At 44.5% G+C, this 22,369-nt stretch carries 22 protein-coding genes; 8 read left to right on the plus strand and 14 right to left on the minus strand.

Annotated features, from left to right (window positions below; translation table 11 throughout):
• Nucleotides 1–5: 5 nt before the first annotated feature.
• The 3 genes from Nant_RS03795 to Nant_RS03805 form a co-directional block, all read right to left on the minus strand.
• Nucleotides 6–1,496 carry an N-6 DNA methylase gene (locus tag Nant_RS03795; RefSeq protein WP_054340299.1) on the minus strand — a complete coding sequence of 497 codons (1,491 nt, stop codon included), beginning with the start codon at nucleotides 1,494–1,496 and terminating at the stop codon, nucleotides 6–8.
• Between the two features lie 76 nt (nucleotides 1,497–1,572).
• Nucleotides 1,573–4,014, minus strand: a complete 2,442-nt coding sequence (gene hsdR / locus Nant_RS03800; RefSeq protein WP_054340300.1) for an EcoAI/FtnUII family type I restriction enzme subunit R — start codon at nucleotides 4,012–4,014, stop codon at nucleotides 1,573–1,575.
• 450 nt (nucleotides 4,015–4,464) lie between these two features.
• On the minus strand, nucleotides 4,465–4,731 hold the full coding sequence (locus Nant_RS03805) for a hypothetical protein (RefSeq protein ID WP_054340301.1): 267 nt from the start codon (nucleotides 4,729–4,731) through the stop codon (nucleotides 4,465–4,467).
• Nucleotides 4,732–5,310: 579 nt separating this feature from the next.
• Between Nant_RS03805 and Nant_RS03810 the strand changes: the two genes are divergently transcribed.
• The 5 genes from Nant_RS03810 to Nant_RS21220 all read left to right on the plus strand — a co-directional run bounded on the left by Nant_RS03810 (nucleotide 5,311) and on the right by Nant_RS21220 (nucleotide 7,694).
• Nucleotides 5,311–5,829, plus strand: a complete 519-nt coding sequence (locus Nant_RS03810; RefSeq protein ID WP_054340302.1) for a hypothetical protein — start codon at nucleotides 5,311–5,313, stop codon at nucleotides 5,827–5,829.
• 143 nt (nucleotides 5,830–5,972) lie between these two features.
• Nucleotides 5,973–6,269: a hypothetical protein gene (locus Nant_RS03815; RefSeq protein ID WP_054340303.1), complete on the plus strand. Its 297-nt coding sequence runs from the start codon at nucleotides 5,973–5,975 to the stop codon at nucleotides 6,267–6,269.
• Nucleotides 6,270–6,292: 23 nt separating this feature from the next.
• A complete protein-coding gene (locus Nant_RS03820; RefSeq protein WP_054340304.1) occupies nucleotides 6,293–6,742 on the plus strand; it encodes a hypothetical protein in 450 nt (149 codons plus the stop codon).
• A gap of 27 nt (nucleotides 6,743–6,769) precedes the next feature.
• The gene (locus Nant_RS03825) at nucleotides 6,770–7,009 is read left to right on the plus strand and encodes a hypothetical protein (RefSeq protein WP_054340305.1); all 240 of its coding nucleotides are present in this window, start codon (nucleotides 6,770–6,772) and stop codon (nucleotides 7,007–7,009) included.
• 97 nt (nucleotides 7,010–7,106) lie between these two features.
• Nucleotides 7,107–7,694 carry a hypothetical protein gene (locus Nant_RS21220; protein ID WP_143773544.1) on the plus strand — a complete coding sequence of 196 codons (588 nt, stop codon included), beginning with the start codon at nucleotides 7,107–7,109 and terminating at the stop codon, nucleotides 7,692–7,694.
• Between the two features lie 178 nt (nucleotides 7,695–7,872).
• Here Nant_RS21220 and Nant_RS03835 read toward each other — a convergent pair whose 3' ends face one another.
• The 7 genes from Nant_RS03835 to Nant_RS03865 form a co-directional block, all read right to left on the minus strand.
• Nucleotides 7,873–8,709, minus strand: a complete 837-nt coding sequence (locus tag Nant_RS03835; RefSeq protein ID WP_054340307.1) for a hypothetical protein — start codon at nucleotides 8,707–8,709, stop codon at nucleotides 7,873–7,875.
• A gap of 2 nt (nucleotides 8,710–8,711) precedes the next feature.
• On the minus strand, nucleotides 8,712–9,143 hold the full coding sequence (locus Nant_RS03840) for a hypothetical protein (protein ID WP_054340308.1): 432 nt from the start codon (nucleotides 9,141–9,143) through the stop codon (nucleotides 8,712–8,714).
• Nucleotides 9,140–9,460 (minus strand): helix-turn-helix domain-containing protein, encoded by a 321-nt coding sequence (locus Nant_RS03845; RefSeq protein ID WP_054340309.1) that lies wholly within the window; start codon nucleotides 9,458–9,460, stop codon nucleotides 9,140–9,142. The genes Nant_RS03840 and Nant_RS03845 overlap by 4 nt, the downstream gene beginning before the upstream one ends.
• Before the next feature lie 10 nt (nucleotides 9,461–9,470).
• Nucleotides 9,471–9,704, minus strand: coding sequence for a hypothetical protein (locus Nant_RS03850; protein ID WP_054340310.1), 234 nt, complete (start codon nucleotides 9,702–9,704; stop codon nucleotides 9,471–9,473).
• A 104-nt stretch (nucleotides 9,705–9,808) separates the two neighbouring features.
• Complete coding sequence (locus Nant_RS03855; protein ID WP_054340311.1) at nucleotides 9,809–10,804, minus strand: hypothetical protein; 996 nt, start codon at nucleotides 10,802–10,804, stop codon at nucleotides 9,809–9,811.
• A 96-nt stretch (nucleotides 10,805–10,900) separates the two neighbouring features.
• Nucleotides 10,901–12,241, minus strand: a complete 1,341-nt coding sequence (locus tag Nant_RS03860) for a site-specific integrase (RefSeq protein WP_054340312.1) — start codon at nucleotides 12,239–12,241, stop codon at nucleotides 10,901–10,903.
• A gap of 482 nt (nucleotides 12,242–12,723) precedes the next feature.
• A complete protein-coding gene (locus Nant_RS03865) occupies nucleotides 12,724–12,957 on the minus strand; it encodes a hypothetical protein (protein WP_054340313.1) in 234 nt (77 codons plus the stop codon).
• Between the two features lie 357 nt (nucleotides 12,958–13,314).
• On the opposite strand from Nant_RS03865, the gene Nant_RS03870 reads away from it, so the two are divergent.
• Entirely contained in the window at nucleotides 13,315–14,784 is a 1,470-nt protein-coding gene (locus Nant_RS03870; RefSeq protein ID WP_082400059.1) for a YfcC family protein, read from the plus strand.
• A 129-nt stretch (nucleotides 14,785–14,913) separates the two neighbouring features.
• On the opposite strand, the gene selD is transcribed toward Nant_RS03870, so the two are convergent.
• Genes selD through mnmH form a run of 3 tightly spaced genes read right to left on the minus strand, consistent with a single transcriptional unit; the run spans nucleotide 14,914 to nucleotide 18,911 of the window.
• Nucleotides 14,914–17,052 carry a selenide, water dikinase SelD gene (gene selD / locus Nant_RS03875; protein WP_054340314.1) on the minus strand — a complete coding sequence of 713 codons (2,139 nt, stop codon included), beginning with the start codon at nucleotides 17,050–17,052 and terminating at the stop codon, nucleotides 14,914–14,916.
• Nucleotides 17,045–17,827 carry a hypothetical protein gene (locus Nant_RS03880; protein WP_054340315.1) on the minus strand — a complete coding sequence of 261 codons (783 nt, stop codon included), beginning with the start codon at nucleotides 17,825–17,827 and terminating at the stop codon, nucleotides 17,045–17,047. Before Nant_RS03880 ends, selD begins: the two co-directional genes overlap by 8 nt.
• Before the next feature lies 1 nt (nucleotide 17,828).
• Nucleotides 17,829–18,911, minus strand: coding sequence for a tRNA 2-selenouridine(34) synthase MnmH (mnmH, locus tag Nant_RS03885; RefSeq protein ID WP_054340316.1), 1,083 nt, complete (start codon nucleotides 18,909–18,911; stop codon nucleotides 17,829–17,831).
• Between the two features lie 658 nt (nucleotides 18,912–19,569).
• On the opposite strand from mnmH, the gene Nant_RS03890 reads away from it, so the two are divergent.
• Both Nant_RS03890 and Nant_RS03895 read left to right on the plus strand, forming a co-directional pair.
• On the plus strand, nucleotides 19,570–20,778 hold the full coding sequence (locus Nant_RS03890) for an MFS transporter (protein WP_054340317.1): 1,209 nt from the start codon (nucleotides 19,570–19,572) through the stop codon (nucleotides 20,776–20,778).
• A gap of 317 nt (nucleotides 20,779–21,095) precedes the next feature.
• Nucleotides 21,096–21,293 carry a hypothetical protein gene (locus Nant_RS03895; protein WP_054340318.1) on the plus strand — a complete coding sequence of 66 codons (198 nt, stop codon included), beginning with the start codon at nucleotides 21,096–21,098 and terminating at the stop codon, nucleotides 21,291–21,293.
• Nucleotides 21,294–21,404: 111 nt separating this feature from the next.
• Here the strand turns inward: Nant_RS03895 and Nant_RS03900 are convergent, their stop codons facing one another.
• On the minus strand, nucleotides 21,405–22,301 hold the full coding sequence (locus Nant_RS03900; RefSeq protein ID WP_054340319.1) for a LysR family transcriptional regulator: 897 nt from the start codon (nucleotides 22,299–22,301) through the stop codon (nucleotides 21,405–21,407).
• Between the last annotated feature and the right edge of the window lie 68 nt (nucleotides 22,302–22,369).

The following is a 22,369-nucleotide window of genomic DNA, read 5'->3' on the forward strand; positions in this document are numbered from 1 at the left end:
GGTTATTATTCCCCCGCCTTGCCAGCAAAGGCATTGCTCAGTATCGCTTTAATCTGGTCGCGTAGTTGGTCAATGTCGGTTTGTTGCTGGTGGTAATCGGCTAACAGTTCGTCCGGGTTGTGAATGATCTGTTCTTCCTGATGTGGGTTTTTAATGTCCAGGTTGTAGTTGCGCTGGATAATCTCATCAATGCTGACTTTCCACGCCTGTTCATTTTCCTGGCGATTTTGGCGTCGTGCTTTTTGTGCCATGGTATCGCCTTCGCCCCACCAGTCGCGGCAGCTGTTCAGATCTTCTAGCTTCATCGGTTTGGTTTTGTTAAAGGCTTTTATGCCTGCTGGCAAAGGTAGTTCGTAATACCAGACGTCTTTTGTCGGTTCGCCTTTTTCAAAGAAGAGGATATTGGTTTTAATGCTGGTGTAGGGAGCAAACACCGAATTAGGCAAGCGTACCAGGGTGTGAAGGTTACATTCGTCGAGCAGTAGCTTTTTGATTTTGGTTTTTACGCCTTCACCAAACAGGGTGCCATCGGGCAACACGACAGCGGCACGGCCTTTTGTTTTTAATACTTCGATAATCAGCTGTAAAAACAGATCGGCTGTTTCGCGGGTTTGATATTCGGACGGAAAGTTCTTCTCGATACCGTCTTCTTCGGTGCCACCAAACGGAGGGTTGGTGACGATAACATCCACCTGATCTTCGATATCCCAGCTTGAAAGCGGTTTATTCAGGGTGTTGGCATGGCGGATCTGTACCGGTACTTCAATGCCATGAAGCAGCATGTTGGTGGTACAGAGCAGGTGTGGCAGTTGTTTCTTTTCAACGCCGCGGATCTGCTGTTGCAGTGTCTGATGGTCGTTAGCTGTTTTTACATAGTGATCTTTAACATGATCAAACGAGCAGGCTAAAAAGCCACCGGTACCGCAGGCTGGATCAAAGATAGATTCGCCCAGTTGTGGGTCCATCATCTGAACGATAAAACGGGTGACGGCACGCGGCGTATAAAATTCACCGGCGTTACCGGCGCTTTGCAGATCACGCAGGATTTGCTCGTAGATATCGCCAAACAGGTGGCGCTCACTGGCGTCGGTAAAGTCGATTTCATTAAGCTTATTGATCACCTGGCGCAGCAGTGTGCCGTTTTTCATGTAGTTGAAAGCATCGCTGAAGGCTTCTTTCGCGACAAATCCGCGTGGATTGGTAGCGATGGGGGCGACTAGGTTTTTAAGATCAGGGAAGAGTTCATCATTCACAAAGTCGAGCAGTTCATCGCCGGTGATACCTTGTCCATCGGCGGCCCAGTTGCGCCATAGGTACTTTTCAGGAATCGGGACTTTGTAGTTATCCTGCTCAAACTCCAGCATCTCTTCCTGAGCATCAAAAACTTTCAAAAACAGCAACCAGGATAGCTGGCCAAGACGTTGAGCGTCACCATCAACACCGGCATCTTTACGCATAATGTCTTGGATCGATTTTACAGCGGAACTAACGGACATAGGATTCTCTTATAAAACAGGGCAAACAGACCGTTAATGGTCTGCCTGCTAACAATGAGGTCGATCGGGTCGAGAGTCAGGCCGAGTGAGGAAAGTCGCGGTATAACTCGGCTTCCAGTTCGGTAATGGCTTGGTGGTACTGCGGCTTGCCACCGAAGCCGTTTTTAATGATTTGTAGGGTGTTACCGAGTTGATCCAGCGGTTTAACCTTGAGCACATCCATGCTTTCGATCTCTTGAATGCCAGCATCGGCATATTTATCCAGGAGCGCTTCGAGTACTTTTTGGGCGGTATCTGAGTACTTGGTAAAGTAGTTACGCTTTTTGACGTTATCCACGCGCTCTTTACGGGTGAGCGGTGGTTGATCAAATACCATGTGGCAGATAAGGTCGAAGGGGTCCATCGTATTATTGATGTCGCCCAGCAAGGCTTCCCAGATCACACCGTTCTCGGCCAGCTCGTCGATGACAGCCTGTTTGCGATCAGCCGCTTGCCACTTACGCGTAAACGCGTCCAGTGATGCAAATTGCTGTTTCACGGCTTTGCGGGTGTAGTCTTTAAAGGATTCGGTCACCAGCTTGCCATCGGTATCGTAATATTGGACCCGTTCGGCGAGTTTTTTTACCGTCACACCGGACACCCGGTATTTTACATAATCTGAACCCAATTCGCCGCCAGTGGTTTCACCGTCTTGAATCCATTCGGATATGTCGGCTGTATAGTCGCCGTGTTCGTCGGCAATATCGTTTTGTTCTGATGGCTCGTCAGCATCCTGGCGGGTCGATTCGCCGCTGTTCAGCTCGTCAATAAAGGTGGTGTCGTCTTCATCGGTGATGCGCTCTGGCTTAACCACTAAGATTTTCTCAGGTACGCCATCAAAGCGCTCATCGGCAAATAGCTCGGTTGCCTTTTTAAAGTCGAGAATGGTAAACCATAGCTTGTTGTAACGGTCATCAATACGCGTGCCACGCCCGATAATCTGCTTGAATTTGGTCATGGACTGGATGTTCTGATCCAGCACCACCAGCTTGCAGGTTTTGGCATCCACGCCAGTGCTCATCAGCTCAGATGTGGTGGCAATCACGGGGTAGGCTTTTTTAGGATTGATAAAGTTATCCAGCTGCGCTTTGCCGAGTTCATCATCACCGGTGATCTTCATCACATATTTTTCGTTCTTGGCTACCTGCTCCGGGTTGAGATTCACCAAAGCGCGACGCATACGTTCGGCATGATCGATATCGTTACAAAAGACAATGGTTTTAGCCATCGGGTCGGTGCGCCTGAGGTAAGCGGTGATCGTTTCGGCCACCAGCTGGGTACGCTCATCCACCACCAGCGTACGATCAAAATCTTTAAGGTTGTAGATGCGATCTTTTATCACTTCGCCATTGTTATCGACCTGGCCTTTGGTGGGGCGCCAACCCTGAACATCGATGTCGATATCGACACGCACCACCTTGTAAGGGGCTAGAAAACCATCTTCAATGCCTTCTTTCAGCGAATAGGTATACACAGGATCACCGAAGTAATCGGTATTGGATACTGTCTCACTCTCTTTAGGGGTGGCGGTTAACCCTATTTGGGTGGCGCTGCTGAAGTACTCCAGTATCTCGCGCCACGCGCTATCTTCTGATGCGCTGCCACGATGGCACTCGTCGATGACAATCAGATCAAAGAAGTCTCTATCAACCTGCTTATACGCCTTTTGCTGTTCTTCCGGGCCGGTGAGCGCTTGGTAAAGGGCAAGGTGGATTTCATAGGCCGGGTCGACCGTACGGCCGGTGATTTTGGTCATAGCCTGGCCGAAAGGCTGAAAGTCGTTTAAGCGGGTTTGATCAATAAGAATGTTACGGTCGGCCAAAAAGAGAATGCGCTTCTTCTGCCGTGCTTTCCATAAGCGCCAAATGATTTGAAAGGCGGTGTAGGTTTTACCGGTTCCCGTGGCCATGACTAACAAGATACGGTTTTGCCCTGACGATATGCCTTCTATGGTTTTGTTAATGGCTTGTAGCTGGTAATAACGAGGCGCTTTATCGCTGCCATCATCGTAGTAGTCTTGAGTTATGATAGGCAGTTGCGCATCGGTGTAGCCTTTCCAGGCACAATACTTGTGCCAAAGCTGCGCGGGGGTTGGGAAGTCTTCGAGGCGAATCTCTGTTTCGAGTGCCTGAAGATTTGTTTTATCGTGAAAGACAAAACCATCACCGTTACTAGCAAAGATAAAGGGCACATCCAACAAACGGGCATAATCTAAGCCCTGTTGCATCCCTTTGCCGATCTCGTGTTTGTTGGCTTTGGCTTCGATGACTGCCAGCGGCATATTAAGCTTATGATAGAGGACAATATCGGCTGATTTAACGGTTTTACGAACGCCCAGCTGACCACGGACAATCACCTTACCATCACGAAGTTTTACTTCCTGACGAATCTGAGTCATTGAGTTCCAACCGGCTGATTCCAAAGAAGGTAGGATAAACTTACTGATGATATCGGCTTCGGTTAGCTGCTTTTTATCCATACTGAACGTCCTGTGATTATGTCTTCCCTATATAGCGAATTAATATAGCACAGGATGTTTAGATAGATGCTGTTTGTGAGCTCAGCGCTAATAAGGGGGGGCTGCTGGTTATACATCACAAAGGCGGTGCTTCAAGGAGGATATATGGCACTCTTTGCAAATACCGTAAGTAAATAGGTGAGCGCATTCTTAGCATCCTGTATTGCAGACAATTACCCTGTTTAAGGGTATTAACATCCAAACCACCAATGGGGGCCAGGAGTGACATGTCACAAACTCTAATAATGGGAGGTTAAACCTGTCATGGACTTAGAGTTGGTGAGCACTTACAGGAATCATTTTTTAAATAAGTAGTACAACCAAAGAGCCACCAGCAAAAAGGCAATATTGGGATTTGCCAGAGCGCCGGCTACTATAATAATTAATACAAGATCAGACATTAGTCGCGTCCTAACCAAATGCTTTTTTTGTTGTCTTGGATGACAATATGTTAACGCTGGTCCCTGTGACCACCGATAATGGGCTTATGCTGATTGCAAGCTGTAGGTGCTTAGTGTGGAACAAGTTTTTTAATGCGTGAATATAACCGTCTATCATCTGTTCTGTGACATCGTGCGGCATATTTAGCTTTAAGCCAAAGGTTTGTATGTCTTGAATGCTCCAGCCGTTGAGAGCCATTACAGCGCCTTGCTGGTGGTTGTCTTGTTGCGTTGCCATATATCCTCCTTGTATGCTTTAAGGCTTCCTGCCTGTGTTCAGTATCCGATAAAAGAAAACCTCGTGTCTATTATCTGTATGTATGAGGTAGAGGCATGATGTTCTCAGTGTCAATAAGATTTAAAATAAGACACAAAAAATACAGAGCAGGAAAAAATAGTGATCACTCATTGATCTTTAAAGCAGCTGCTTTAAGATCATGGTAAAGGAATGAATAACAACAAGAGCATGGAAGCGTCTTTTGTCGTCGATCGACACTACTCCATTATATCTTCAAGTTATTGATTTATAAATTTATGCGCCTCCAGTCCTAATATGTGTCCCTTTGTTAAGGGGGCAAAGCGTTATGAAGCCCTGATCTTTATTATTAGCTGTTGGAACATTTATCGGAAGCCTTCGTGCAAAAGATTCCTTCAATGCTGCGTAGGTGCTGGTGCGGATAAAATTGTCCGGCTGTTTGTCGATGAGCCAAAGATGCGGATGCTTGGGAAAATGTTCTAACGAGGTAAACAGCATGATGTTATGGAAGGGGACTTTTGGTATTAGGCTGATAACTTCATAAATATAAAGGAATATATTGTGCTTAAAAAAATATGGTTTATTGGAATTATCTTAGCCATTGCTTCGAGTGTTTGCCATGCGGAGTACAAGGCATACGATATTGATGGGAAATATCGTGCTGTATTTGGAGGCGTACCAATATATGAAGCAGAGCTTGGTGCTGGTTCAGGCAAGCACAGAAGCTACAGTTATACTGACGAAAACTCATTGATTATTTATACTGCCACCTATCAAATCGGCAAAACAAATTTCACAAATGCAACCTTGGCGAAAGCTATAAAAAACTATGTTCACGGTCAGTCACTTGCTGTTGGCGGTAGTGTATTGTCTTATATGCAAAAAACCATCAATGGAAACCAGTCCGCGATATTTGAAATTCAATATAAAATGCAAGGCGTAATAATTAACAAATACGCAGTTGTTTCCTATAAAAACGGACATTTTTATCAATGGGCAATTCAGGAATTACCAGTACACAGTAAGTTAGATGGTAATCATATTTTTAATACTCATCTGAAAAGTTTTTTGGTTCACTGAATTTGACTCAAACCATACAGGTTACTTAAGTACGTTCTGCTCACAAAAAGACATGTCCTTCAGCGGAAGGTTTAGGTGAGCAAGGAATAGAACCTACAGTTCCTTGCAATTACGGGGGGTAGGATTTAAAACAAGGAGGGGTTATGGCAGCGATATTTTTTGACTTATTAATTGCACACTTGATAGCAAACAAACAAAACAGCCTTTGGGTTCAAGTGCCATTAGTAATAGTTGGCGGGATAACAGCATCATGCTTGGGAGCGTATATCCTGTATTTATTGCCTGATGATCTTTTCATGGAAACAGCAAGGCAATCCGCAGTCAGGGCAATATCAGGACTTCTTCCGCACATGCTTATAACAACGGTTTTCTTTATTATCTTTAAAACAAGAAAATCAAAAATAAATAATGCGGCGTCAACGGATGACGTGCGCAGTTAATCCAGCAATAACAAGGAAATGTTATGAAGAAGATAGTTTTAGTGGGTTTGTTTTTTAGCTTTCCTGTGAGCGCAGGATGGTTTGATCAAGATCCAGCTAATTATGATGAATGTGTGCTTAGTATGATGGGAGATAAAGATAAAGTCCTGATCTATCACGCACGAAAAGCTTGCGAAAAAAGATTTCCATTTGTTCGAGAGCTAAAAAATGATGAAGCTGATGTCTCCTGGGGTGCAACCGACACAGGGCTCATTTTGGCGCCAGAATCAAAATGGTCTGATTATAGAATAAAACAAGTAACAGCTGATTTCTCTACTACTCCATGTGGGGTAGAAAAGCCTTGGGGCAATATCACAAAAACTCTATCCGTTTCTTTTATTTCTGACGGCTCCTACGGAGAAATTGAAACGCAAGAACGTAATTTTAAGTGTATGAGTAATAAAATAATATACGGGATCGTGAAGCCTTTCTAGTTTTAAGATTAAGCAAGAGGGTTTGTGATGTTTGAAGAGCATAAAGGAAAATACGACAGCGAGCTGCCAAAACGTGACTGGTTCGGGGATATAATGTTGTGGGGATTTGGTGGAACGGTTATCGGTGTTGTGCTAATAGCAATATTTGATAGCCCTTTACTGCGACAGATATCATCCGTCCCTATGTTTATATTTTCGGCTTTATGCCTTGGGGTTGTTGTGTTGTTTTTATTGAAAACACTAATCGATGTTTGGTCTTGGGTATAGCAGATTGACATAGCAACGGATGGCTAGATGGCCGCTGAAGAAATAGTGATAGGGGAAAGCTTGCTAATGATTTCGGATAAAAAATGGGAGAAATCGTTTGGGTGGTTCGGGTAGTGGGAGACGATTAGGGGCGGGCAATAAAGCGACAACGGATACAGTAAACCGGATTGATATACGCTTTATGCGCAAGCAGGGGTTTTTAGTGCCCGGGGTTACAGGTTCGTTGAATTGGCTCCGAGGTAGTCGGCCTTGTGGGAGCATATCGTTTCACAGTTACGAAGATGAACTGGTTTTGCAGTACAGGATCAATGGAATAGGGGAGCCTTATTCTGTTAAACAGATGGTAGCGCTGACACGCACCGCTTGTCATTTTGGTGGAGACCGGTTGTGGTTTAGCTGTCCTTCCTGTCATAAGCGTGTAGGGCTTCTATACGGGTTACATGTCGAGTTTAAGTGTAGGCACTGCTACAAACTTTCTTATACTTCACAGCAGCAGGGGTATATGGACCGAGTGATTAATCAAAAGCACGCGCTAGGGCAACGCATATTTGAGGATTACAGCAACGGTCGCGGATACATCAAGCGTAAAGGATTGCACTGGGCGACGTTCGAAAAGCTTCATGCGCGTTATCAGGCGCTTGAGCAGGTATGGTGTAAGTCTGCGCTTAATTATATTAATTCTTGAATAAGCGGTATGTTCTGCGCTGTTCCCCATAGGGTTTCCTTAGGGGTATTTGACTGCTATGTGGCCTTGTTTTGCGCGCACTGCTCGTTCCATAACTATAGTGTTGCATTAGTGTCTTTTTGGCGTGTGATTCGCTTTTCAACCATAACAAAACTTAACAGATCAGGCATTGCAAAAATCATTGTGTGTCTGGCTGGAAGTTCTCTGCTAGGGCTTGGTTGCTGTACTCTTCTAACCATTCATCAGTGCTTTGGTTCTCTAACCTACTAACGCTATGATTCATCTCCTTTACTTCTTTACTCTTAATTACTTTATTCTTTATTACGCGCTTTTTAGTACACGTACTATAAACAGGCTCAAGCCCTTGTGATGCGTGGCTTTGAACTATTTCCTTGTCAGGTCTTCTTGTCAGGCTGTTGTCAGGTAATTGACCGGTGCTTGTCAGGCGATTGTCAGGTAATTGACAGGTATTTTGTATCTCTTCAATGCTAATGTTTAGCGGTTTAAATGAATGCTTACTGAGTTTTCCATTTACAACTTCACCGGTAAAAACAATCTCTTTCAGCTTTCCCATACAGTCGTGATAACCGGAAGGGCGCTTAGGTTTATTTAAACCAGTTGAGCTCCAGAATTGTAGAAAGGCTCTGCTTTTTCCAGCATTGAACCGACCATTCGGAAGTGCTTCGCCTTTCTTGCCTGAATTTGTGCTTCTCTCGCGCTTTAGGCTGACATTGTAAGAAATAAAGCTGCTTATGCCGGTCACAATGTTATTAAAATTCAACGTCAGCCCACCAGCTCCGTGAGCTCCTTTGTAATAGCCGGTTGTATAGGCCGCAAAGATATAACCCTCTTTAGCTGTTGCGGTTAGGATTTCTTGAATTACCCACTCGCGGTTTTCTTTTAGCCATTTGTCGCTAGTGGCAAGGTCGCCACTCTTAGGACGTAAGACTATGAGACCGTTTTCAACGGCCAGATAATCTGACCGCTGAAGTAGTTGAGGAATGATATCTAACACGGCTACTCCTCGTTATTTAACGAGTCGCTTATATCTGAAAGACCACGGTTTGCTTGTTGGATTAAAAAAGTCTCTTTTAACTCATCGAGACTCGCTCCATCTTTTTGAGCACCTGCGGCCAACCAGTCTTCAAGCGTAGAAAAGAACCCTACGGCTTGCCCTTTGATCGAATCGTCACTTGTTCCAGTCTCAAGCATATAGAGCGCAATTAGTTGAAGAGTGCCGCAAGTTGAGCTTCCGTGCTCTCGAAGGTGTTTCAGGTAGCTATAGGCAAGTGCTTCACCAGTATTGCAGCCTCCCCCATAACCTCCGGTTTTTGGTACGCTCCAGAATGACATGCCGCCAATGTTAGGTGATTTTTTGCTGATAAAGGGTAGGCGGTGTAATGGTATTTTTGCTTCTGGTGAGTACTTCAGCGTTTTGATAGTGGTCATGCTTCTGCTCCCTTGTAGTGCTTTACAAGAGCCTCGGCTGTTTCGCGGCTGTCATCGCTTAAGGTGTAGCGCGTAAAATAAACAGAGCGCCCGTGCCTGTGCTGGTGGGTTACCCTTTTACGGTGGAATACTAAGCCGTGTTTATGGGTTAGGGTGCTTATTGTGGAGTGAAGCGCCGTATCGCCGTATAAACTCGTAGCCTCCAGTGTAATAAGCGATCGTTTCAATAGGTGAGTTAGTGCTATGATCTTCAGCGGTAATGGTTTTGCTTTATTGCTGGTGGCCGCTGTCGGGGCGGCTACTAGTTCCTTTTTCATATCCTTCCCCTTAAGCCGCTGTGTTCGGTTGGTTTTCAAACTGGCTTAACCACACTTCAAGAACGACACGGTCATACACAACCTTACGGCCCATCTTGCGATATGTAGGCGAATTGACACCGGCTAAAATACCAGTAACCCGGGAAAGTTTTAGTGTGGAAGGTTTGAAACCAATGAAGTCAGCCGCTTGATGAGTATCAAAGCGTAGTGGCTGATTATTTGAAAGTTCGCTGAAGTTTGTCATGTTGCTGCCTCGTTATTTAATGGGAACGAGGCAATGATGTTGTGATGAGTTCTTTCGATCATTCTAACTAGGGAAGAGAAAACCCTAGTTAGGGTTTTAAAGTATTATGAATTTGCCTTTATTGCCTGATTAGCCGCGGCAAATTTTTTGTCTAAGTTCGATTGTGATATACCATCTAGGGTTCCATATTCCTCTATTAATCTCGTACTTACAGCTGATTGATTAATTCGAGGTGAGTCTGTTAATTGCTTAAGCAGGCCGCCAATGATGTGTAAGTAAGTGGTTTCTTCTCTTTGCTTTAAAGGCTTTTCAGCCTTGGGTTCCGCCGCCGAAAGAGAGTCAACGAACCTTTGGATTTCTTTCTGTCGGATAATGACAACAGCATCTTCAGGCAAGCCGTCGGCAGGGTAGTACTTGCTCTCGATGTCACTTTCTTCTTGTTTGGTATTTTTATCTGATTGATTTTGCAGCTGTGCCCATTGTTCATTGTTTTCACTGACAAGCCACGTGCCGTCTAAGCTCACTAAATCGATTTCCGGTCCGCCAAGTAGTGTATGGAAAAATGTATTGTGTAAATCTAGCGTTTCTGCGCCTATAAGAGGTAGATCCCATATGCCCTCAATAGAAGGTACGGACATGGGTTCATCCAACTCAATCACTATGTTTTTTTTAGGTATGTGCTGTCCTTTATAACCTAAACTTATTGTCGTGCCTTCAGGTAGCTGATAGGTAAGACTTTCTAATGCTTGCCGTTGATCATCATTCAAACCCAACTCAGCTAAAGCTCTATGGGCTGCAATTTTAACTTCTTCGGAAAGGTCCTTATCTTCTAGTATCGGGTTCGAGTATCCATTTGACATTGCGTTTAACATACCACCGGGATAATGGAGGAAAATGAGTAATTTTGCCTGCTCGCTAGGGATGGGTTTTCCTATTCGGGCTTTCGCATGATTAATTAGATTGATGGATAAAGCGATATGCTTCTCCATAGCTAATTGCAAAACGTCTGCGACTGTTACCTCTTCTTCGAAAACTGCTGATAGATAATCAGCTGTAGCGTTAACAGTGAGAAAATTTTTAAGTTTAAACAGCTTGCTCATAAAACACTTTCCTTAGTGCCCCTGATCAATACAGCGCCAGCCTGATAGGGTTTCAGGCTTTCGGGAGCTACCCTAGGCGCTGCCAATTTTTAAGATCTAATTCCGAGCAACCTTTGTTATAACGTCATTATCAGCCGCAAGAACTTCAGGTGTATTCTTACTGGCGAACAGGTCAACATAGTCACGCGCCAAGTCTGGCTTTAAGTGCCCATAGTGCTTGATAGTCGTTTGTATGTCTGTATGTCCCATCAACTTTGAAACCGTCAGGAGATCGGCTCCTAAGAGGATCAGAAGCGAAGCAAAGTTATGTCTTAATGTGTAAAGGTCCATATCAGAAGGAAGGCCCGATAGGTCTTTGATTTTTCGCCAAGGCTTTTGCATTGATGTTTTATCCATGCGGCCGCCAGTGCGAGCACTTGGGAATACATAACCAGTAGCTGGGTTGCCGTTTTGTTTCTTCCAGCTTTTCAGGATGGAGATCAGTGGGTGAGAAATAGGGAAGGTACGTGGCTCAGGTTGATGGTGTGCTGTCTTTTCAATAGTTTTCCTAATAGTGCGGAAGTCTAAATTTACTTGATCCCATCTAAGGCCAAATAGATCGCCCGGGCGTAGCCCGGTGTAATACATCGTCATAATCCAAGGTTTGACATGGTCTGCGAATTCTAAGGAATCAAGATCTGGTAAAGATGGTTTGCCGTGGGCAAGGGTGTTTCTTCTCTGCCTGCGTTTTTCTTCTTGATAAGCCTCGATACCATTAAAGAAAAGTATTGTTTCTTTATCACTCATAAAACGGCGGCCTGTACCGGATGCGCCTAATTCATCTTCTGTCAGGTGTGGTTTATCAAGCTGGCATCCCGTGAGCTGGTGGGCTTCAATAGTGCCAGTTTTAACAGCATGATTCAGGCATGTTTTAAGAGCACCAAATGTCCGTTTAATCGTTTCATGATGGAGGCCTTTGGTTTCTTTTTCTGCCTGCCAGCGCCTTACGTCTTTAGGTGAAATGCTACCCATTGGAAGCGGCAACCAAGCCGGAAAGTGTTTTTTAATAGTGGAGATTGTTTGTTCACCGGACTTTTTGCGTTTTTGGTAGGCTATGTATATATCTTCGATGTAAGCGCCCAACGTTTGAAAATGTCGGTTAGCGGCTTCCGTTTTTATACCCTGCTTGGCTTCCTGTACGTCTTCACCTGAAGTAATGCGGCCAATGATTCTTTTAGCTTCTCGTTGTGCTTGGTTTAGTGTGAGGCCAGGGTACTTGCCTAAAGTAAAGGTTCTTTGTCTACCTTCAGTGTTGCGGTATTTTAAGCGATAAGAAATAGCAGTCTTTAATCTGATGACATAAAAACCCCCAATGGCCGTATCCCATAGTTCCTCACGTTCTACTGAGGTATTAGCAAAGTTGGAAAGTACTTCAACAGTGAATTTTTTATTATTCATAAAGGTCGCTTCTCCGTGTGACCAATATGTGACCAGAATCTACATACCTCTGTCAACCTTAATTACCCATGGCAACACATAATGTGGTATTTAAGCTTCTGATATTATTGAATTTATAATTACTATTTGGTTAGTCGTGGTATGCGCTGTATTGTGAAATTAACCCCTTGACATGGTAGAGGTCGGCGATTCGAATTCGCCTAGTCCTACCAAATTTTTAACGAAAACAGCCGCTTACGGATTACTCCGGGCGGCTGTTTTTGTTTGTGCTTTCCTGTGTTAGCAAATAGCCTTGAGTAAGCGTCTTCAAATTGATGCCGAGTAGATCAAGAATCAATCTGAATTTGCAAGACAACGATGCGATGAACCAGATTCAAGGATGCCGTGGGTTCGAAGCGAAACGGTTTGAAATTCAAATATAAACAATACTCATGAACCGCTTGGCTTAAAGAAATAATTTTGACCCAACTGATTCTGATTTGTCAGTTGTGCAAGCTTAGTAACATTTGAATGTCACGATGATCTAAATTTTCAAGTAAATCCTGCTCTTCCTTTGATAAGTTGCCTGTTGTATCAATGTAGGTTTTGATTTCAAACGCAACTTCGGATGTAGAAAGGTAATAAAAAGAAGGATGAGCGTCAGAAATTTTAGCTATGATTTTATTAATCATGGTTTTTTGCTTTTCGCTCTTTAAGTTTTTATGTCTTTCTTCCATTCTTTAATTAAGCCTATTCAGAGTTAAATAATATAAAAACTATAACATCTAGCTGCCGGCTCTGGAAGTGATTGTAAAAGGCACTATTTTTCGTAATAGATTGGACGTAAAAGAGCGTTTATTCTGCCTTTACTCGTCAATAATATTGATCCGGAACACTCGGCTCGTGCATTGAAAAATTATTCGCTTCATTTTCAACTCGTTCAAATTGCCTTGTGGTAGGCTTTCAACACGAACTAAAGCGCGAATTCAACTCCCAAGAGCAACACCGGCAATTGGAGCTACTTTTAACACTCTGTCCCGGGCAGCCGGGATATTTATAATTCAAATCGTATTTAAAATGAGTAAAGGGTAAAAATGGCTAATTCAACAGAGAAAACTTCTCAAACACCCATAGATAACTTGGGTGCTGTGAATGCCATACAATCAAGATTTCCAAGTTCATATACGATTCTTTTCGGCCTGATTATTTTTATGGCTGCGCTAACCTGGATCGTGCCGGCAGGGCAATTCGACCTGATATACAATGAAGAGCTCGCTAGAGATGTTCCTGTGCCAGGGACCTATCAGCTAGTTGAGGCTAATCATCAGGGTATCTCCGATATTCTGATGGCACCTATAAAAGGTTTTTACGATCCTGATTCAGGCGTAGCAAACGCGATTGATGTGGCACTTTTTGTCTTGATCATTGGTGGTTTTCTCGGCGTAGTTACTTCTACTGGTTCTATTAATACGGGTATAGCACGGGCGATGTCTGCCATGAAGGGTCACGAAATATGGATGATTCCGATCATGATGGCGCTGTTCGCCGTCGGTGGTACTACCTACGGTATGGCGGCAGAAACACTCGCGTTTTATATTCTCATTATTCCGGTAATGATTGCCGTAGGATATGATTCTATAACGGGCGTCGCTATCATCTTGCTCGGTGCTGGAATTGGCGTGCTGGGTTCTACTATCAACCCATTTTCAACCATTATTGCTTCTAATGCTGCAGGTATTCCGTTTACTGATGGCCTTAATTTACGTTTAGTTATTCTTGTTTTGAGTTGGTTGATCTGTACGGCTTATGTCATGTGGTATGCCACGAGAGTGCGCAAAGATCCTTCAAAATCCATAGTGGCAGAGCAAAAAGAAAGCAATCAGGATTTTTTCCTTAAGTATGTGGCTGACGCTGATGCACGCCTTACCACAACCCAGAAAATTATTTTGGTGGCGTTTGTACTGACCTTTGCTGTCATGATTTGGGGCGTATCCTCACAAGGTTGGTGGATGGCAAAAATGTCGGTACTGTTCCTTGGTTCTTCAATTGTTATCGGTTTTATTGGCAGGATCGGTGAAAAAGGATTTACCGATGCCTTCGTTGACGGCGCGCGAGATCTTCTCGGTGTTGCCCTAATCATTGGTATAGCCCGTGGCATCGGGGTGGTGATGGATGCCGGACATATTACAGACACTATCCTGAATACGGCAGCCGAAGCGGTGAAAGGTTATTCGTCAGTGGTGTTCATCAATGTCATATACTGGATCGAAGTCTTACTCTCATTTTTTGTGCCTTCAACGTCAGGTCTTGCGGTATTGAGTATGCCAATAATGGCTCCGCTGGCTGATTTTTCATCTGTAGGTCGTGAGCTAGTTGTCACAGCCTTCCAGTCAGCCTGCGGTATCGTGAATCTGATTACACCGACTTCGGCGGTAGTGGTCGGTGGTCTCGCCATAGGTCGGGTCTCCTATGAGAAGTGGTTACGTTTTGTTTGGCCGCTACTGTTGATCTTATCAATTCTAATGATGGTGATACTGAGTATTGGCGCAATAAGCTTGACTTAAAGAGCAAGAAGAATGCTGCCAGAACCGAGAGCGTCAAGGTTATGGCATTGATAAGCGGCTGTCCTTTTAGGACCTACTACAAACCTTCGATGGGCAAGCTTAATAAAATTATAAACTGGAATTAGCCGATTACTTTAGCAAAATAATTTTTGCATCGCCCTCAGCGCTACAAACCTCGCCAATTTTAACTGCATCGGTATTAGCCATAATTTCACGGCCTACGTTTGCAGTAACCGACACGAGTAAGCCGCCATTTGTTTGCGGGTCTAGCAAGCATTTAGTCATCGCAATATCGATGTTGTCGGTATCGCATTGATCGAGCATCCAGATTAATTGTGGCATTAATGTGGACGCAACCCCCTGACGACTGAGCTCAAGCGCGCCGCTGATGAGCGCAACATTGCCTGTTGTGATTTTTACAGAATAGGGCGTGCCTTTAAGCATTTCTAACAGATGCCCGATAAGACCAAAACCGGTGACATCGGTAGCGGCGTGTATTTTTTTATTTTTTATCGCCAAAAAAAACGCACGATTTGATTGCAGTAAATGACACCATAGCGCTTCAATACTTTCAGTTGTAGCGACACCCTGGGTATCTGCCGCGAGCACAATGCCTGTGCCCAACGGCTTGTTGAGAAGCAGCCAATCACCTTCTTGCAGGCTGTTCTTCTGCCAAGGGGATTTACCCACTCCATTGACGACTAACGCTAAGTGCGTCTCTATGCCCTCGGTACTGTGGCCTCCCACTAAAGTGGTATCATGCTGAAGCAAGGTTTCAGTGACGCCCTGCATCAAACGTTTAAAATCTCGTTTGATCAAGCGCGGATGTTCAAACTTTAAATTTGCCCACACTTGAGCGCTACATGGCTGCACACCCATGGCGTATAAATCGTTGACGGCGTGATGTGTCGCGGCGATACCCAGCTTGTAATAATCGTCACTAAAGCTGCGAAAACCATCAATGCTTTGCAATAACGATGTGTTGTTAATGACGGCAGCAACGGCGGCATCTTCTGCTTGTGTTAAATCGGTATCAAAGTGTTTGTTTGGAAAAATACTAAGCTCTTTAAGTGTGTCGCTGAGTAATGCGGGTCCGATTTTACTGCCGCAGCCTCCGCAATGCATGGGTTCGTTATCCATCGTAGGCATGGCGGGCAGGTTTTTAGAAAACAAGGCCATAAACTTTTGGTCAATTTGATCTTTCCATCGCCAGACCCATTCGCCACTCACGCTAAACCAGCCGCGTTGACCCACTGCACTTTTGCCTCCGAGTGAAATCAGCGATAAAAAATCGGTTTGCAGTGACACCGGCTGCATCGTCTGCCGGCTAAATGCCGCCGTTAAGTTTTTAGTCAAAAACGGCGCCGAACGCACCGCGTAGACTCCCGCCTTGGGTCGAGGTGATGTAACCATTGTCGCCACATCACCACAGGCAAAGACATTCTGATGCGAGGTACTTTGCAAAAATTCATTAACCGCAATAAAGCCGCTCTCATCGGTATCGAGTCCTGCAAGCGCAGGCCATGCCGGCGCAGTGGCAGGCGTGCACCAAATAGACTGATCAATACTGAGTGTTTTGCCCGCGTTAGATTCAATGGCATTTTTTGTGACCCGGGATACTCGAAAACCAGTGATTAATTCAATGCCGTACTGCTTGAGTGCCGTAGCCACTTGTTTTTGCACATTGCGATGATAACCCGGTAGTAATGTAGCGCTCGATTGTATTAATGAGAGCTTTAACGTATCGCCTGCTTGCCTAAATCGATGAGCAATAGCCAGTACCATTTCGATACCTGCCGCACCGCCGCCAATAACAGCCCAATGTGGCGTGCCCTGTTGATTTTTTTGGGCCAGTAGTTTTTGCCAGGTAGCGGTGAGTTGGCTGACAGGCTTTACGCCAACGCCAAATTCACGCGCACCGGCAATGCTTACGTTAGGTGTTGAGCCGGTATTAATAGATACTTTGTCGTAGCCGATGCTCGCCTGGTTTTCTAATTGAATGGTTTTATTAGCTAGATCAATACCGTTGACACGGCCGTGAATCAGGCGCACCTGGGCGGCTTTACAGAGTTTGTTTAAGTCTAAATGCGTTTCTGCGAGGCTGTAATGTCCGGCAATGTAACCCGGCAGCATGCCTGAATAAGGCGTTAGCAGCGTATCGGTAATGAGCGTTAGACGCACATTTTTTATGGGTTTCATCGCCAGCATTCTTAGCACTAAAGAATGAGTATGCCCGCCGCCGATAAAAACTAAGTCATGTTCATGCATGGTGATGGTTTCTTATAAAGGCACTGGCAACCGCTTTGTAGCCTAACCAAAGTGTTCCCACGGGAATAATAATACTCTTGAACAACATGCCGACAATAAGCGTCACCACAGAGCTTGATATTTGCGCCCCTAGTTCTTCGTTTTTGAGTACGGGTATATCAGAACCAAATATTAATTCACCCAGATTGATGCTTGTTATCGATTCTTTTAAATTTTCTACAACACCAATTGTCGCCTCTAAAACCGACAACGCTGCTTTACCCGTTGCATCAAAATAAAGCCAATCAAATAACCAAACTACGCCAACCTGAAGTACAAATATAAAACGAATAAAAATAATTAACAGCGTCCATTTTAATAGTCGGGGTAAGTAATCGGGCTTTAGCCATAAGCTCAATCCGCACGCAAATGCCATGGCAGTAAATACAATTTTTACAGGCAGTGACAGCGTGAATAATAACAGTACTTGCGCAATACCCAATGCCGTCAGCGTAGCTAACAGTAAGGCCGAAAAACGTTCAATTAAGTCATTAACGGGGTCGAGAATCTCACCGACACTCACGCTGGCGACGCCAATGCCGATGTCAGTCGATTGAATCACCGAGATAACACCATTTAAGGTGCGCACAACGCCAAAAATAATGGCGTTACTGCTGATGCTATCGGATAAAAACCGTTGAGCAATCAGATCAATTTGTGGCAGCCAGTTTGTCATAATCACAAGCAATATCGCTAATGTGATCAGTATCCGTGTTGAATGATTGAGCTGCATCATATTACCTTGTGGCTAGCCATTGAATGATCTCAGCATGTGAGCCTTTGAAAATAGTTTTATCGGCCTGTTTCTGGTACTGATATTCATACATTGGATCGTAATATTGACTCAGTAGTGCATCAATAATGTCGTCAAAACCAGACCACTGATTTTGGCTTTTCAGTGCGATAATTGCCGCATCAAGTGTTTTGATAATAGACGTAAAACGTTCTCCCCCTAAGCGTTTTTTAATGCGCAATAACGCCTCTCGAATAAACGCATCTAATAAATCGTGAGCCGTGTTGGGGTCATTTTTATGGTAATGCTCGAAAGCATCCATAAAGTAATCGCGTCGAATACGAGCAATGCGTTCTTCGAAGGGCACTTCGAGCAAAATATTACTGGCAAACTTAGTCGCCGCTAAATACTCTTGCAGCACGACAACCCGGCCGATCAAATGCCCTTCGTCTTCAATCAGTATTGGGGAGCTATCCACCTGAATACGCTTTAACCATGCGATTGACCAAGCATTTTCGAAGTCAATTTGCGCGGGCTGCGGCACAAAGGTTTTACCAAAGGCACTGCCTCGATGACAGGCTAAGCCTTCAAGATCAATAGCATGCGGCCAAGCGTTGATGACTTCTGTTTTACCGCTGCCGGTTTTACCCGATAATACAAGAAACTTGCCGTCGTTGACTCGCTGGTGCAATTGCTTCAGCAGATAAGTGCGCATAGCTTTATAGCCACCTTCCACATAGGGGCGGTCTATGCCGGCGTCACTGAGCCATTGTTGCGCAATACGCGACCGTAGGCCTCCTCTAAAGCAATACAAGACCCCGTTCGGGTGTTTGTTAGCGAAGTTTTGCCACTGTTGTACACGTTGAGCTTTTATCTCTCCAAAAACTAACTGGTGGCCAAGTTCAACCGCTGCATCTGCACCGTGTTTTTTATAACAGGTGCCGACTGCTTTACGTTCATCGTTATTCATCAATGGCGCATTAATGCTGCAGGGAAAAGCCCCGTTAATGAATTCGACAGGCGCACGCACGTCTAACATCGGGGTATCGGATAAAAAGAGCTGTTTGAAGTCGGTGATAGCTTCCAAAGTATGGGCTCGAATGATGTAAATACGTATTATGGCGCGCTACGGGGTGTTAACTCAAATAAGATTGAGCTTTTGTCGGGCGCTGACACGTTAACTCGTATTGTTGGATATTCAGCAGATGAGATCATCCCAAGATAAGTATAAGCGCCACCGATTCCTGTCAATCATCATCCAGCATGCCGTTTGTTGTACTTTTATTTCAATTACCCGTAGCGGGCTGTTGATCAGGATGGCGACGAGACTGATGCGTTCAAACGGGGGAACCCGGTAAGATTGTTACCGATAAATCAGGGTGTTATCGTGTTGCTCACTGCGAGTTAATGCCTGATGTTATTCATTACACATCAGGGTATGGTTTCAGCAGAAAATTTATCGAAATTTCAGGGAAGATGTGTTTAGAGAATGGATAGCAGCTACCGCTTAACGCTTATTTCCTCATTTTAATTCGGCTGTTGGCGTTAACTTGTCAGCACTATATTGGGCCCACTATTAAGTACTTCTTGTTAGGGAACTTACCGATCGTATATATCGTATTTATTCCTGAACTCAGCTTCTGGTTACCGGGTTTCATGGACGCTTAATAGCTTATTAGCCGCACAATAGAGAATTGTCATGACATGAGTTATGGCGTTTTTTATGGCAAATCAAGGATGTAACAATGCGTGAACTTATCGTGCTCTGTTCTGCTTATTCGATCAGTTTATTTTATCGTGGCATGATTGCGGTTATAGCTCCTGAAATCTCAGCCGATCTGGCGTTGGATGAGGCGATGCTTGGCGTGTTGGCTTCAAGTTTCTTTTTAAGCTTTGCTGTGGCCCAGATTCCGACTGGTATTGCGTTGGATAGGTTTGGCGGGCGTATAACTATCGCTGGTTTTATGTGGTTTGCTGTTTTTGGAACCTGGCTTTTTAGTGTCGCGACAACCTACTATGAAGCGTTATTGGCACAAGTGTTAATCGGTGTTGGCTGTGCTCCCGTGTTTGTTGGGATTATGCTATTTATAGGCCGCCGATTCTCGCCTCAGCGTTTTGCCTATGTTACGGCACTGGTGTTAGCCGTCGGTAGTCTGGGCGATTTAATGGGCACTACGCCTTTGGCAATGTTGGCTCAATGGCTAGGGTGGCGCTCCTCGCTGCAGTTAATCATGCTGGTTCCGGCACTGATATCCTGCCTGTTTTTGTTCGCAATGGAGAGTGATAGGCCAGAGGTTTCTCAGGAGACATTGGTTCGAATGCTAAAGGGGATGGCTAAAATATGCAGCATACGTAGTTTGTGGACGGTGATGCCGATGTTCCTGGCCAGCTATGCTGTGTTAATGGCTATTCGAGGCTTATGGAGTGGCCCTTATCTGGCAGATATCTTTGCCGCCAGTGCTACCCAGCGGGGTTTTATTCTGATGGCCATGTCGGTTTCTATGGCTGTTGGGACATTCCTGCTTGGATTGGCGGATCGCAGATTCCAGCAAACAAAGTGGGTTGTGCTGTGTACTTCAATGTTGACGCTATTGGCACTAATGCTTCTTGCTTATTATCCCGCCAGGGGCTCTGGTTTCGCTATGGGATGTTTCATTGTGATTGGCTTGTTTGGTTATAATTATCCGCTGCTGATGTCGCATTCCCGTACCTTTCTTTCGCCTCAGTACTATGGTCGCGGCATGGCGGTGCTGACGGCAATAAGTATGATCGGTGTCGCCATTATTCAGAGTGGTAGCGGATGGCTGATGGAGTGGGCTACTTCAGCCAAACTCTCATCGGTAGAACAGTACCGAATGTTGTTTGTTTTGTTAGCTGGCGTACTGGCAACTGCCATGTTGGCGTATAGTTTTAGCCGTCGTGAAGGAAGTGCGGATCAGCCTACGATTAAGTAATTAGCTTTCACGTCGGCTACGCACTTAAACTCAGTGGGGAATGTCAGTTGGTCATGGATCACTTCAACTGTAGTGATGATTTTATCTCTAAGTTGCTGTCTGGTATTAGTAGAGCGCTACAAATGCGGATTTCATCGAGGAACAACATCAAATTAGGCCAACAAGGAAAAGGACTAAACAAGCTATTGGGCTCACTCCCTCATCATGTTCTGAGTAGTCGTTGTGAGGTGTTAATAGTACTGTGAATAGTACTGTGAATAGTACCAATTCATGATTCAACGTTTTAAGTTATTATTTATTACCGACGGAGTATCGAAATGACCGATGTGCAAAATATAGAAATTGAGCGCTATCACGAAAGAATCACTAAAGACTTGCGTGACATGATAGAAAAATACCGAGAAATAATGGATTGGGACGTTCCTGAAAATGATACGGTTGAAGCCGATCGACTTATTTTTCAGGCTATTCATACCGCTCTTGCAGAGATAGAAAAAGCTCAGAAGGCAGGGTGAGAGTCATGAGAAAAAGTGGTTAACATAGCAGCAAATACACCCGCACTTTCACATCATCCAGGTGGATGTGCACGCAGAGCAGGTATGAATTATTTTCATATCTGCTCTTTGCTAAGCAGGTATGTCTGGCAAATTCTCTTTCAGAAGTTTAATTAATTGATTGCCTGACCAGTTCCGTTTATAGACCAAACCAAAACTGTAATTGAATGCTGGTTTAAATGGTTTAATGACAACCCGGTCCAAGGCAGCAAGATCATAAGCAGTGATTGGGTTTATCAGGCTAATGCCAACACCATTGGCGACTAAGGAGCAGATAGCCGCAATATTAGCCTCGGTTTTACCGGAGATTCGTATATTATTCTGGGCAATTTGCATTAATAACTGATCGGCTGCCAGGTTAGGTTGATTCGGGATAACCAGATGCTGATCCTGTAAGTCTTCAATAGTAATAATATCTTTACTGGCCAACGAATGATTCAAAGGGATCAGACTAACCGCTTCTACTTCACATATTTTATCCACAATCAGAGTCTGACTATTTACCGGTAATGTAACAAATCCGGCATCAAAGTGACCTGATTCCACCGCTCTGACGACTTCTGAACTGGGCATTATATCGAAGTAGATATTGTAACTTGGATTTATTTGTAGCACCGCAGCAATTATCTTGGGCACAAAAGCAAAGCCCAATCCAGGCACCGCCGCCAGACGCATTCGTGACGCACCAAACTCGCGTAACGCCACAATACTATGCTTCATCTCCTCAAGATTACCTAGTAGCGCCAGAATCTCACTGTAAAGTTCGTCTGCTTCCGGCATCGCTACCAATCGCTTTTTATGCCGGATAAAGAGCGGCATACCTATATTCTCTTCCAACTGCGCAAGTGAGCGGCTAACGCCAGACTGGGTAATACTAAGATCCTTAGCAGTACGGGTAGCTGTGCCAGTTTCATAAAGTGTCTTAAAAATAACTAAAGATTTCAGTGAATTAAGATTTATTTGTGACATCGGGCACCTCTTTGTTATGAGACTGAATTCGTGATTTATGTAACCGGGTTAGCAAAGAAATATACAGA

The organism is Neptunomonas antarctica (assembly GCF_001305295.1).
GTDB classification, from domain to species: domain Bacteria; phylum Pseudomonadota; class Gammaproteobacteria; order Pseudomonadales; family Balneatricaceae; genus Neptunomonas; species Neptunomonas antarctica.